The organism is Limnobacter sp. SAORIC-690, from assembly GCF_002954425.1.
GTDB classification, from domain to species: domain Bacteria; phylum Pseudomonadota; class Gammaproteobacteria; order Burkholderiales; family Burkholderiaceae_B; genus Limnobacter; species Limnobacter profundi.
The window spans coordinates 789,400-803,155 of sequence record NZ_MQVZ01000001.1 but is presented as its reverse complement, the minus strand read 5'-3'; the positions used below and the strand labels follow the sequence as shown (position 1 = coordinate 803,155).

The window sequence follows — 13,756 nt, the reverse complement described above, 5'->3', positions numbered from 1 at the left end:
ATTCCGACTGTCAAATACAGCCAACCACCTGGCACCAATTTTGAAACGAGTCTATTGAAAAGGATTGTTGACATGAACACGGGAATCTTCAAAGGAATCGCAGCACAGGGCAAGGTAGTTGGCAGGTTCATCGGCATTCGCGCAGCCAGCGCGCTGGTGGCCTGCACACTTTCATTTCCAGCATTGGCCGAAGTGGTCACGGTGGGAATTGGTACACAGAACACCACCACCAACACAGTAACTGGCGGTGTTGTATTGAAAGAACTCGGCTTGATTGAAAAGCACCTGGCCAAGGTGCCACGTTTCAAAGACATTCAGTTCAAGATTGAATGGCAAAACTTCACTTCTGGCCCACCCGTCACCAACGGCATGGTGGCCAATACTTTGCAAATCGGCATGATGGGCGACTACCCGCTGCTGGTGAACGGTGCCACGTTTCAAAACGGCAATGAAACCAAAAGCCGCCTGATTGCGCTGATTGCCTACAACGCGGAAGGCGCGGGCAATGGCGTAGTGGTGCACAAAGACTCCCCTTACTATGAGCTGGCTGACCTGAAAGGCAAAAAACTCTCCGTGCCTTTTGGGTCGGCAGCACATGGTATGTTGCTCAAAGCGCTCGAAGACCGTGGCTGGACTGCCGAAGACTTCGAGCTTTCCAGCCAAAGCCCGGAAGTGGGTACCTCCAGCTTGCAAGAAAAGCGCATTGATGGCCATGCTGACTTTGTACCGTTTGCCGAGCTTCTTCCTTACCGTGGTTTTGCCCGCAAAATTTTCGACGGCGCTGAAACCAAAGTGCCCACATTCCACGGCGTGGTGGTGCGCGAAGACTTCGCCAAAAAGTACCCCGAGTTTGTGGTGGCCTACATCAAGGCATTGATGGAAGCCAACGACTGGGTGCGCAAAAACCCGGTGCAGGCCGCAGCCAAAATTGAAGAATGGACCCGCATTGAGAAAGAAGTGGCGTACATGTTTTTGGGCCCAGGCGGTGTACACACCCTAGACCCCACCATCAAGCCCAAGTGGGTTGAAACCGTGAAATATGACCACGGCGTACTCAAGCGCATGGGCCGCGTAAAGGAATTCGATGCAGATGCATGGGTAGACGAAACCTATGTGAAGCAGGCGTTTAAAGAGTTGGGCCAGGACTACGCCAAGCAAAAGGCCAGCACCACCAACTATGAAATTAGCGGCACCGACCCGCTGTGCGGCGGCAAAATTACCGAGCCACGACAAGCTGGTGAGGTGTGGATTGAGGGCGGCGCTATTACTGCCTACAAGTCGGCCAATTGCACGCTGGCTGCCATCAAGAAAGCCCAAGGCGAGGGTAAAAAAATTGGCGTGGCCTATGTGTACGACCAAAGCATGAAGATCAAGGTGTTTGCCGACAAAGCGTTTTACTCGCTGAAAGCCGGCGCGAAAACTCCCGAGATTGTGCCTTTCCTGTTGAAGAAAGACGCAGAGGCCTTTGCTGCGAAGAACGGCGGCAAGGTAGGCCTGTATGACGATGCGCTTGCACTTGCTGTAGCGGGGAAATAAACCATGTCGCGACCTCTTGAAATTCAAATGCCTGCGGCTGCGAAGCCGTATGCCCCGGTGGTGAAAGCCAGCACCCTCGCCCCCGGGGCGAAAGAACCTGCTTTGCAAGCTGTGGATTCACCGAGTGGTGCGGCCAAAGTTGTAGCTCGGGCCAAACCCGAGGTGGCTGAAAAACTGCCTGCCCGTGAGTTGTTGTTGATCAGTGCAAAAAAGCACAGCCTGGCTGCGTTGATGACGTTTTTGTCGATCGGCGCATTGGTGGCCTTCTGGTATGTGGCCACCTTGTACAAGCTCGATTTTTACATTCGCTTCAACAACATTCCCACGCCAGGTGAGGTGTTCACCAACATGGTCGAGTTGATGCAAAACCAGCGTTTCCAAACCAACATCTGGAAAAGCGTGGTGCGCATTATGCAGGGCTTTGCCATGGCCACAGCCCTGGGTGTCACCTTGGGCTTGCTGTGCGGCCGCTTCGCAGTGGTGCGGGGTTTGATGTTTCCCGCACTTGAAGTGTTGCGCCCAATTCCGGCGATTGCCTGGGTGCCCATTTCAATCATGCTGTGGCCCACCACAGAAAGCAGCATTATTTTCATCACCTTCATCGGCGCATTTTTCCCGATCTTGATCAACACCATGGCGGGTGTGAAGGGCGTTGACCCTGTGCTGCTGCGCGCTGCGAAAAGTTTGGGTGCCAATGAATTCACCATGCTAAGCAAAGTGATACTGCCCGCAGCCCTACCCAATGTATTCACCGGTTTGGCGGTGGGTATGGGTGTGGCGTGGGTGTCGCTGATTGCAGCGGAAATGATTTCAGGCCAGTTCGGTGTGGGCTACTTCACTTGGGAAGCGTACTCCCTCATTGAGTACCCCAACATTGTGCTGGGCATGATCGTGATTGGCGTGTTGGGCTTGTTGTGCAGTGGCGGCATTTTGCTCCTGGCCCGTTTGCTCATGCCTTGGCAACACATTGCCGGGCCCGGAGGTGGAAAATGAACAGCACTGTGAAAAAGCCCGAGGGCTGTATTGAACTGAGCAATGTGCAGGTGAACTTCATTCAAAACGGTGCGCGTTTCGCGGCTGTGCAAGATGTTTCACTGAATGTGCAGCCCGGTGAATTTGTATCGGTGGTTGGCCCATCGGGTTGCGGCAAAAGTACGCTGTTGAACATTGTGGCCGGGTTTCTGAAACCCAGCGACGGTGTGGTGACCATGGACGGCCAGGCCATTCATGGCCCCAGTGCCGAACGTGGTGTGGTGTTTCAACAGTACTCACTTTTTCCTTGGCTGAAGGTGCGCGAGAACGTGGAGTTCGGTTTGAAGCTGCAAGGCATGGCTCGCCACGAGCGCGAAGGAAAAGCCCGCACCTTGTTGGGTTTGGCTGGTTTGCTGCCTTTTGAAAATCATTATCCTGATCAGCTTTCCGGTGGCATGAAACAACGCGTGGGCATTGTGCGCGCACTGGCCACCGGCCCGCGCGTGTTGCTGATGGACGAACCCTTCGGTGCACTCGATTCCCAAACCCGCGTAGTGATGCAGGAAATTCTGACCCACATGTGGCAGCAATGGAAAATCTCGGTGCTGTTTATTACGCACGACATTGAAGAGGCCATTTTTCTGTCCGACCGTGTGTATGTGATGACCGCCCGCCCCGGAAAAATCAAGGCGGAAATTCCCATCGATTTGCCACGGCCACGTTCGGCTGCCATGACCGCTTCGCCCGTGTTCACAGCCTTGCACCGCCAACTGAAAAGCCTGATTCGCGAAGAAAGCCTGGCTGCCATGGGTGGCGAAATTGACCCCGCCACCATGGGCCAAAGCTGGCACCTGGGCGAGGAAGGGATGGAGACGTTGCGATGAACAGCGCATCAATCCAACCCGTTGCGGTTACAGACCAACGCGCCTCGCAACTGTTGCGCATTGAATGGGCCGACGGCGCGGTTAGCGAATTGCCCCACAGTTTGCTGCGTACACATTGCAAGTGTGCAGAATGCGTGGCTGCGCAGCGCGCAGGGCAAGCCGTGGTGCAGGGCAGCGCCATTACCGGCATTGAAATGGTGGGCGAGCACGCCTGAACTTTAAATTTGCAGACGGCCACGAACGTGGAATTTTCCCCTGGGCCTACCTGCGAGAACTTGGAGTTGCATGATGAGCAATTTGGCATTTGAAACCGTGCTGGAAGTGCACCACTGGAATGAATCGCTGTTCAGCTTCAAAACCACCCGCAGCCCCGGCTTGCGTTTTCACAATGGCCACTTCGTGATGATCGGTTTACAAGCCGAAGGCAAACCGCTGCTGCGCGCTTACAGCATTGCCAGCGCCAACTACGAAGAACATCTTGAATTTTTGAGCATCAAAGTGCCCGATGGCCCGCTGACTTCCCGCCTGCAACACTTAAAGCCCGGCGACCAATTGATTGTAGGCCAAAAGCCAGTGGGCACCTTGGTGATCGACGATTTGAACGACGGGCGAAACCTGTACCTGCTGGCCACCGGCACCGGCCTTGCACCCTTCATGAGCATTATTCGCGACCCCGACACCTACGAGCGATTCGACAAAGTGGTGCTGGTACACGGCGTGCGCACCGTGAGCGAATTGGCCTATTCCGATTACATTCGCGAAGAACTGCCCAAGCAGGAATACATTGGCGAACTGGTGCAAGGCCGCTTGCTGTACTACCCCACCGTAACCCGCGAACCCTACCGCAACCGCGGCCGCTTGACCGACCTGATGCACAGCGGCAAGTTGTTTGAAGATTTGGGCCTGCCAGTATTGGACGCAGCCCACGACCGCGCCATGATTTGCGGCAGCCCCAGCATGCTGGAAGACACCTGCAAACTGCTGGATGCGAAGGGCTTAAAGATTAGCCCCAGGCAGGGCGAGCGCGGGGATTACGTGATTGAGCGGGCGTTTGTGGAGAAGTAGTTATTGGATACCGGCTACTTTCTCTGCCAATTTAGTGAACAGATTGGCGGGAAGGTTATCGAGTTTTTGCTAAATTCCCAATTGAAGAAATATCCCTGTATGGCAATTTTATGTTGATACAAGTAGCCCTGTAGGGATATTAATATGTTTTCTTTTTATCCCTGTAAGGATACACTGTAGGCTTATTTCTCGCCCTGCAAGGATAAGTTTATGGACAAGTCCTACCGCTGGCTGCAATTGCGCCAGGCCGACAAGCAATTAAAACCTTTGCTTAAGAAAACCTTCCCGCCGCGTCCCTCCTGCGGTTGGATACAGGCCATTCGGGAGGCTCTTGGCATGACTGCTGTATCGCTCGCTCAGCGCCTCAATGTAAGAAACTCCACGGTGCATAAGCTAGAGAAAAGTGAGGCCGACGATACCATTTCGCTAGCCTCTCTGCGCAAGGTTGCTGCTGCACTCGACTGCGAACTGCACTATGTTCTCGTGCCGAAAATGTCTCTCGAAGCCAAACTGAAGGAGCAAGCCAAAATCGTGGCTAGAAGGCACATGCAACCCGTGGCGCATACCATGTTGCTTGAGGATCAAGCCGTTGGCACCAAAGCGCCGCAGGCTCAATTAGAGCTGATTGCAAAAGAGCTGCTTGACGGCAACTGGCGCGAGTTGTGGTGATGGAGTTCACATACCAGCCCGGGCAGACCCCGCTTGACCCGGATGAAAAAGATGGCCTGAAGCCCAAGCACATCTCGACGCAGGGTGAGCTCAATGAATGGGAACAGCTTAATATCATCAAGGGTGCCCGGTGGGCCAGCGCCAGCTCAAGCAGGATGTTCTGGATGATGTGTTCCTGCGCAAGCTGCACAAGCAGATGTTCAGCGATACATGGACATGGGCTGGAACGTACCGCAAGAGCGACAAGAATATCGGTTGCGATTGGCGCCAGGTTTCTATGCGCGTCCGGCACTTGCTGGAGAACACCAAGTATCAGATCGAACACAATGCCATGCCCCCGGATGAGCTTACAGCACGATTTCACCACCAGCTTGTGCTCATCCACCCGTTTCCGAACGGCAATGGGAGATGCTGCCGTTTGATCGCCGATCTTTTACTCCAGAAAATGGGCTTGGAACCTTTTACTTGGGGCAGCGGTGGACATGCTTCCCTTGTGAGCCAGAGCGAAATGCGGGCCGAATATCTGGCCGCCCTGCGAGCAGCCGACCAAGGCGACATCTCGCCACTTCTTGCTTTCGTACGCAAATAGCTCAATCCCTGAAATGGCCGCAGTATGCGTCAGCTACGTTAAATGTAGTTGGGTAAGGCGTCTAAAGGGGTGTTTATGTTTGCATCGTTGACTGAATTCACAGCGGACTGACTCGACGGTTCTAGGCGCGACGGCTTTACGATCCAAAGCTGCCATAGCTTTTTTCACAAAGACACAATCGCTCTTTGGCCCGTAGCGCGGCATCCGACTTCTTGCTTATGAAGCCAGCGCGCCCTTCATTCCAAGAGTTATGTTTAGCTGTGGTACCCCCACTGTGGAAAGTTTCAAGTTCATTCTCCGAGTAAATCTGCTGTCAAACGGCTGCGTGTAGCCGATTGCAGACTGAGGCTATTCATGGTGGATAAAAAAGCGATTGATGACAGTATCCGCCTCCAATGCACACCTCAAGATGGTGAATTGAAGAGCGTTAGAGGGCGAAAAGGGATTCGCGATTCAGGCGATAAGTTTGCATGACCGAATTGACACCTACCGTTGTCAGTCGAATGATTTCGTTTCACCGAGCCGTTATGTGGGCGGCAATGCCTTTGACAGCGTTTCGCCGAACGGCGTTTTTTCCCACATTGACCGATGACCGATTACATACAAGCGTCGTTTGGCGCGCGTAACGGCTACGTTGACGATATTCGGGCGTGTGGCTGCCCAAGCTCTAGCGCCGCCGGTGCTTCCACCCAAGACGAACAACACCGTTTCCGATTCTTTTCCCTGGAATGCATGAACGGTGCCGACGTGCGACTTCAGCCAGTTGCCGATTTTTTCCTCATCAGCTTGTGGCGCCCATTCGTTTGCGCGATCGGACAACAGACTCGTCATCCTGTCCGCTACGGATTTGAAGGGTGAAATCACAAAAAGGTCGGGAAAATTGCCTGGATTGGAAACCAGCCCACGCTTGTGAAATTCGATGACCAGTTCGGCGGCAGCCTTGCCCTCGGCCTCGCTGTAATGTTCGTCGAATTCGGTCGACGCCACATGAATCCAGCGCGAGGGGCCAAGCAGCGGCCGCGTTGCCTCAGCCTTGATTTCCTCTTCCGGATCAGGGCCAAACACCATTTTGTTGTTGTAGGCGATACTGTTCGACACCGAGAACATGGGGTCTACGCACCGCCGGTGCACCCGCAACGGCGCCCCCACCCACAAGTCCTCCCCGTCGTATTGCTGCACGTTGGCGCCATACATGTTCGCCCTGTCTGCCAAATGTTGCGCTGAGTACCGGGTTAATTGATGGTCTTCCGTCGCCTTGTGGTACTTCAGGATTGCGGCATCAAGCTGCCTATCCATTGGCATAACAGGTTCAACCTGTAACGGGTCCCCGACAAGGAGCGCACGCTTCGACCGCCAGATTGCCCCCAAGGCATGGGACGGCACTGCCTGCCCGGATTCATCGACCAGAAGCATCCCTATCTGTTCCCTACCCAAATCGCGGAAACATCGGGAGAACGATGCGAACGTACTGGACACGACGGGCACAACCAAGAAAAAGGTTGCCCATAGGTGAGGCGCCATTTTCGGAAGGCACGGTTTAAGGAAAGCCTGCTGTTCAAGCATGGCAAGAGCTAGGCGGAAGTTGGTCTCGAAGGGCTTACCTGCGGCTTTCACAAATGCCTTGTGCAGATGCATGGCGGCGAGAAATACTTGCGCCCGCAAGATATGGTATTTGTTGTTGCTTCGCGGGAGCATTTTCTCGCGCGCGCTAGCAGACAAATTCTTGAATCGATGCAAGTCAAACGCCGCTTCTCCCAATTCGGAGGCAAGCGCTGTAAGGATCGCATTCAAGCGTTCGATTTCCTTTTCAAGGGCGATCGCCGCTGCCGCCGCGGCCCTTCCTGCCGCAAGCGTTTCCCGTGCCATATGGTCCGCAACGGCACACAGTTTCTTGATCTCGGTTCTTTTGACTCGCAGATTGTCGTACTCTTGTGCCAATTCCTCTCGGCGCTGCTGGAAAGCGAGAAATTGATATCGATCGAATAGCTTTGACCAAAGCACGCGCCACCAGGGCCAATCTTTGCTGTACTGGGTCCTTTCCGCCAAATTGCCGCTAAAATCCTGCTCCAAGAGGACGTAATCCTCGCCCAGACGGCGCGACTCCTCTTGGGCGGATTGATAGGCTGCCGCCGTATTTGCTGTATGCTCCCGCGCGGGCTTCAATTTGTACATTAATGCTTGGAGCAATTTGACGTCACTATCGAATTTAGCGATTTTCGACTGAATCTTCTGCACGTCTTCCACCGCCGTCACAAACCGCTTCCTGGCAGTTTCCCAGTCGAGGTCATGCGGTTGTGCGTTTTCGAGGGCTTTGGCGACGCTGGTGTTTGGTGAAAAGGTGCTGAGGTACTTTGCAACACGGTTTCGATTCTCTTTTTTCCCCAACGGCGCGGATATCAGCCCCCAGCACCGGATCTTCCCATGTTCCTCACTTTCCACTTCGCCATCCTTCAAATCTGCCTCATCCTGATCATTCGCTTGGGCAGTGCCGACAGCCTTGTCCGGATTCAGGATTGCCTCGGCTGCGGCGGCGAAATATTCGAAATGCATGTTGTCGAGCATTAGGGGTTGAGGATGCACCTTGTCGACGCTTGGCAGGTCTAGCGTGATGTTTTCCACCGCCTTGTTGTTTGCGCTGGCGACTACGATTGCGAAATCGCGAAGTCGCTCGTCGACGTAGTGGCATGAACCCTGAAACGTGGCACCCGAAGCGTTCGGTGGGTAGGTGAACATGTTCTGGCCTAGCGAAAATGCCCGCTCCGGGTTCTCGAACTCAACGAGCACTTTCGCTCGTTCCACGATGCGCGCTGCGATGACATCCATTAGTAGAGTCGTCTTTCCGGTGCCGGGAGGTCCATTCACGGAAAACAAGCCCCCCTTCTCAAGGGTCGACAAAGCCGTATTGACAGCGACCTGTTGCATGAGGAAAAGCGGAAATTTGCTTGGCCAACGTCCGACTGGAAATTTCTTCGGGGCCAATAGATCATTGATGACCTCGGCCTGCGTGACATCGACTTTTGGGGGTTCGACCTGCCCGCCGTTGAGATACCTTTCAACTTGCGCGGAACCCCGTCCATTAGCCGCATCAGCAAGGACGCGCTCAATGTCCTCAAGATAGAAAGAATTGATTGGATCCATTTCGGGAATCTTGGACAGGCGTTTTCCATTTTTCCCCGTGAGCGGAACCTGGAGAATGTGCACCTGCTCTCGGGCCATCAGTTCGCGAGGCTGCCAATCAAGATCCTCGATCAGGTATTTGGTTAATTGCTTAAGCCACTGGCCATCGGCCTTTACGGTGGCTGATAATTTCAGCAATTGCTCCGCCCTCGTTCTGAGTGAATTAAGCGTGTCGGCGGAATCGATATGTTTTTGATTCTTTCGCCCAGCAAAGGCAGTAGAGAAGGCGGCCAGCTGCAGCGTTTTCAACAAAGGCTCACCGCTGCCAGACACTTCGATCGCGCCTAAGAATGTCTTGCCGTTGGCGTTGCGTGAATAATTGCCATCGTACTTTTGCGTGTCAACGTCGGATCGATATAACTCGAACAGCTCCGCCTCCAGCACCTTCTTTTGCACGAGGCCGAAATAGACAAAGTATTTGAAATTGTCGGAAGCGCCAATCGAGTCAGCTTTCTGCCACGGGAAAGGATCTTCGTATCGGAGCGTGAAACTCTTGCGTAGCCCGGGTTTTGGGATGTCCGGGTACATGAGCGCTTCGACGGTAAACCAATATCGCAGGGTATTCGTATTGTTCGGCATTGTAGGAAGCGTATTAAAAAGCAGTGGCGCTCACCACCGCTCCATGTCGTTCGGTCGGAGGAAGTCTAACCGATGTGCAAGGCTCTTCATAGAATCATTTGGTGCCTCGTCAAAGACAGAACTTGACGTCGTTTGAGGCTCACCTTTCTCGTTATTTATGAGCAAACCTTACAATTCAAGTTTTGGGTCTGCAATCGACCGATAGCTGACTCGCAACAAAGATACCTTGAAGGTCCGCTAAGGCCGATTTTCGACCTAAACAGACGGTTAATGGTACGGTATTGGGTGTCTGCTTGCGCAGGCATTTCTGACTGCTCCCATTGATTGATGGGTGAGATGCCTCGCCTTCAAGCCCAGAGTGGAGCGCGCAAACTAGGGACGCAAGTCCGACGATGGTACGCCGGATGCACAAAGTACTTCCTTTAAATTTGGTATTGGCCGCAAATGGCTTCTTCTTGACGTTGCACGTCGCCCTTCACATCACAGAAAAAACATGAGAAAATAATAATATTCCGAAAACAAAAAATAACAATTTCTTTTAAATCAATAATATATAAATAATTTGGACGAAATGAAAGAAATTAAAACAGATTTAGCCCAGCTAATTCGACTGGCTCTCGCTGAGCAAACAGAAGATGTGCGACTGTTTGTGGCTCGGCTCGTGCGCAAATACCGTAATACTGATCCAGAAATGGCAGAGCAGATGGATTTATATCTGCGCGCAAAGACACCTCGCTCAAGCGCTCCTTTGCGCAGAGTCCCGCAACCGGCATTACCGACACAAACTTTACCAGTCGACGATGAATCGAGACTGTCATTATTGAAAGTTTTCAAGGACGAGCCCGATCACGAGCAACCCCTTCTCTCGATTCACCTTGAGGAAACATTGGGTCAACTGATCCAAGAGCGCCGTCAAACGGAGCGGCTAGCCTCAATGGGGCTGAGCCCAACACGGTCCGCTATTTTTGTGGGTCCACCGGGTGTGGGTAAAACACTTACGGCGCGTTGGCTTGCCTCGCAGTTAGGGGTACCGCTGTATGTTCTGGATCTGACCGCCGTGATGAGTAGCTTGCTAGGACGTAGCGGAAGCAACTTGCGTGCAGCACTCGATTTTTCGAAACGTGGCCCTTGTGTATTGCTCTTGGATGAAATCGATGCAATTGCTAAGCGTCGCAGCGACGACACCGATATTGGTGAGTTGAAGCGACTGGTAACCGTCATTCTCCAGGAAGTCGACGAGTGGCCTTCCACAAGTTTGTTGTTGGCCGCCACAAATCATGCGGAACTAATCGATCCTGCGTTGTGGAGACGCTTCGATTTAGTGATTGACTTCAAGACGCCAGAAATGCCGGCAGTCAAACAGGCTATAAAGCGCTTTCTGGGTCAGGACCACGCACTATTTGGCCGGTGGATTGATATTTTGACTTTCGTCTTTAATGGCGAATCATTCAGCGACATTGAGAGAGATCTTCAACGATTCCGCCGCGCCGTTGCGTTGGGTACAGCTTCGGACGCTGATCTGATCGAAGAATTCGTGAAATCGCGCGCGCTCGTCCTCGGGCATCAAGAGCGAATTGATCTGGCGGTGCTGCTGACTAAGCAGACTCGTCTATCTCAACACACGATTTCTGACATCACTGGTGTGAGTCGCGATACCATCCGAAAGTACACCAGCGAGCCATCATCCGCGATCAAGAAACCCTCAAAAAGAATAGCTAACGCATGAGTCAAACCAACTTCTTGATCGGGCGCGGTGAGCTGTTGACCCATGATATCAAAGGGCCTAAACGTATGCCAGGCAAAGCCGAGGTGTACACATTCGAGCAAGCCGCTCAGCGGCTAATGCCTCAGTTCTCAGCGACTGCTACCGCGCTCGATGCTTTACCCGCGCGAGCATGCCCTGGCGACTTTGGCGTTGCGCGGCTGACAATGAATCCCAGCTACATAGCCAGGTCGTTCTTTCCTGTGGCGATACTGCGCACCGTTGGTCTGGAATCTGTCGGTAGTCGTACCGTAAAGGTTACGCCTGGTGGCTGGACCAAGAAAGGTGTTCCACAAGAATGTACAACAACCGAGTTGTTTGTCGCCGGTAAGCGTCAAGCTTTTCGCCAACTCAACGACTTGACTCAGCAAATCGAACCCGAATCCAATGAAGCGCTAGATCTTGCGCATATCGAGCAATTTTCGGTCTTTTCGCCCAATGAGCGCATCGCCAAGTATGGCAGCACCAATGATCGATTCTTCGAGGTGGGCATCCATTTACTGCCTGATGAAAGCCACTTGTTCGTCCAGCAGGCTTTCATAAAATACTCTAAGGAAGTTGGTGTCAAGGTCCACAGCGACCTTGGTTTTAGGGCAGGCAATCTGTGGTTCGTGCCAGTCGAAGGTAAGTATGAGCACATTGAACGGCTTGCCGAATTCGTGTTCGTGCGTGTCATACGCCCGGTTCCCAAGCTGCGAGGCATGCGACCCGTGCAACGCGCCGGCGAGGTGGCAATCGGTTGTGACCTGCCGTTCGAGCAGCCGCTATCGTCGGAACCCAAAGTTGCTATCCTTGATGGTGGTTTGCCTGAACAGCACGTAATCGGTCCATGGTTACGCTCGTATCGCGTTCTCGATGAAGATGCGCAGGACGATCTGGCAGGTTTGGAACATGGCCTGGCCGTCAGCTCCGCATTCCTGTTTGGCCCGATCCAACCCAACGGGACTGCTGCCCGTCCATTTTCCTATGTTGACCACTTGCGCGTGCTCGACAAGGACGCCGACACGGAAGATCCATTGGAGTTGTATCGGACCCTAGGTCTCGTCGAACAAGTCTTGCTCTCACGGCAATACCAGTTTATAAACCTTAGTCTTGGTCCAGACTTGCCGATCGAGGATACCGATGTACACGCGTGGACATCAGTGATTGACGATCTGCTGAGCGACGGCGACACCTTGATGACCGTGGCCATCGGCAACAACGGTCAGATGGACCGCGCTTCTGGTAATGCACGCGTACAGGTACCTTCGGACTGCGTCAACGCGCTGGCAGTAGGTGCAGCAAACGACTCGGGAAAAAGCTGGGCACGTGCACCCTACAGCGCGATAGGTCCTGGTCGCAGCCCGGGCGTCGTCAAACCCGACCTGATGGCCTTCGGCGGCAATGCTGGAAACTATTTTCATGTCCTGTCGCCAGGTAAGAGAGCAGCACTTTCGCCACAGTTAGGTACCAGTTTTGCTTCCCCGTATCTGTTGCGTAGTGCCGTCGGCATTCGGTCTATCCTAGGTGCGGAACTGTCCCCACTAGCGATCAAGGCTTTGCTGGTTCACTCGGCAGAGACTGCGAGACACGATAAACTTGAAGTAGGCTGGGGCAAGGTGCCAGAGGACCTGATGAGCATCATCACCTGTCCGGAAGGTGTGGCACGTATTGTCTACCAAGGCGAGTTGAAGCCTGGTAAATATTTAAGGGCGTCATTGCCACTGCCAGAAGGTGGCCTCAACGGCAGCATCTGCCTTAAAGCGACCTTCTGCTACGCCTCACCGACAGATCCGCAAGACGCAGCCGCGTACACGCGTGCCGGCCTCGAAGTAGTATTCCGTCCTAGCGACCAGAAGATCAAGAAAGGTAAAGCTAACGCCGATACCAAGAGCTTCTTCGACATGAAGAAATACGCGACCGAGGAAGAACGGCGTTCTGACAGTGGTAAGTGGGAAACAGTTTTGCACAGCGCAAAAAACATGCGTGGCAGCAGTCTCAAAAATCCGGTGTTCGACATACATTACAATGCGCGCGAAGCTGGCGGTCGAGCCACCGGTGCCGAGAAGATCCGTTATGCATTGATCATCACTGTAGAAGCTCCCAAGCATGTAGACCTCTACAACGAGATTCTGCGCGCTTATGCGAAAACGTTAGTTCCAATCCAACCGCAGGTATCTCTGCCAATTCGCATCTAACTTTGCCAAGCAAGGAAAAAACAGATGAATCCTTAAAGCTGTTCGATTTTCGCGTTAAAGAAGCGCTGGCAGCTCAGGTAATGTCCGGAAACATGTATAAACCAGTCGGTGCATGCATTTTTGTCGAAAGTCCACTTCGGCCGATAAGCAGTCTTACCCGCGGGGCGACGGGCCATAGTAATTTATTTCGGCGCGGCAACAACCCTGCTGAAAGTTGCGGTCACTTATCCAGAAGTGCTGCGAGAAATCGGTACCTGATTGACTCTGCTCATGTTAAAGAAAACGCTTTTTTTTAACATGACAGGAATCTCATGTTAACAAACTTGATTTATTTCGATCTGAAATA

The 13,756-nt window shown here is 53.1% G+C and carries 10 protein-coding genes; 9 read left to right on the top strand and 1 reads right to left on the bottom strand.

Annotated features, from left to right (window positions below; translation table 11 throughout):
- Positions 1-72 precede the first annotated feature (72 nt).
- The 7 genes from BSZ31_RS03770 (at position 73) to BSZ31_RS03740 (ending at position 5,715) form a co-directional block, all read left to right on the top strand.
- Positions 73-1,536: an ABC transporter substrate-binding protein gene (locus tag BSZ31_RS03770; protein ID WP_105027618.1), complete on the top strand. Its 1,464-nt coding sequence runs from the start codon at positions 73-75 to the stop codon at positions 1,534-1,536.
- A gap of 3 nt (positions 1,537-1,539) precedes the next feature.
- Positions 1,540-2,529: an ABC transporter permease gene (locus tag BSZ31_RS03765; protein ID WP_105027617.1), complete on the top strand. Its 990-nt coding sequence runs from the start codon at positions 1,540-1,542 to the stop codon at positions 2,527-2,529.
- On the top strand, positions 2,526-3,392 hold the full coding sequence (locus tag BSZ31_RS03760) for an ABC transporter ATP-binding protein (protein ID WP_105027616.1): 867 nt from the start codon (positions 2,526-2,528) through the stop codon (positions 3,390-3,392). The genes BSZ31_RS03765 and BSZ31_RS03760 overlap by 4 nt, the downstream gene beginning before the upstream one ends.
- Positions 3,389-3,607 (top strand): DUF971 domain-containing protein, encoded by a 219-nt coding sequence (locus tag BSZ31_RS03755; protein ID WP_240605638.1) that lies wholly within the window; start codon positions 3,389-3,391, stop codon positions 3,605-3,607. Before BSZ31_RS03760 ends, BSZ31_RS03755 begins: the two co-directional genes overlap by 4 nt.
- 73 nt (positions 3,608-3,680) lie before the next feature.
- Positions 3,681-4,457: a ferredoxin--NADP reductase gene (locus BSZ31_RS03750; protein ID WP_105029728.1), complete on the top strand. Its 777-nt coding sequence runs from the start codon at positions 3,681-3,683 to the stop codon at positions 4,455-4,457.
- A gap of 210 nt (positions 4,458-4,667) precedes the next feature.
- Complete coding sequence (locus BSZ31_RS03745; protein ID WP_105027615.1) at positions 4,668-5,126, top strand: mobile mystery protein A; 459 nt, start codon at positions 4,668-4,670, stop codon at positions 5,124-5,126.
- Between the two features lie 130 nt (positions 5,127-5,256).
- A complete protein-coding gene (locus BSZ31_RS03740; protein WP_240605637.1) occupies positions 5,257-5,715 on the top strand; it encodes a mobile mystery protein B in 459 nt (152 codons plus the stop codon).
- A 525-nt stretch (positions 5,716-6,240) separates the two neighbouring features.
- On the opposite strand, the gene BSZ31_RS03735 is transcribed toward BSZ31_RS03740, so the two are convergent.
- Positions 6,241-9,471 (bottom strand): ATP-binding protein, encoded by a 3,231-nt coding sequence (locus BSZ31_RS03735; RefSeq protein ID WP_105027614.1) that lies wholly within the window; start codon positions 9,469-9,471, stop codon positions 6,241-6,243.
- 571 nt (positions 9,472-10,042) lie between these two features.
- Here BSZ31_RS03735 and BSZ31_RS03730 point away from each other — a divergent pair.
- Entirely contained in the window at positions 10,043-11,197 is a 1,155-nt protein-coding gene (locus tag BSZ31_RS03730) for an AAA family ATPase (protein WP_105027613.1), read from the top strand.
- Complete coding sequence (locus BSZ31_RS03725) at positions 11,194-13,410, top strand: S8 family peptidase (RefSeq protein ID WP_105027612.1); 2,217 nt, start codon at positions 11,194-11,196, stop codon at positions 13,408-13,410. The genes BSZ31_RS03730 and BSZ31_RS03725 overlap by 4 nt, the downstream gene beginning before the upstream one ends.
- Positions 13,411-13,756 lie beyond the last annotated feature (346 nt).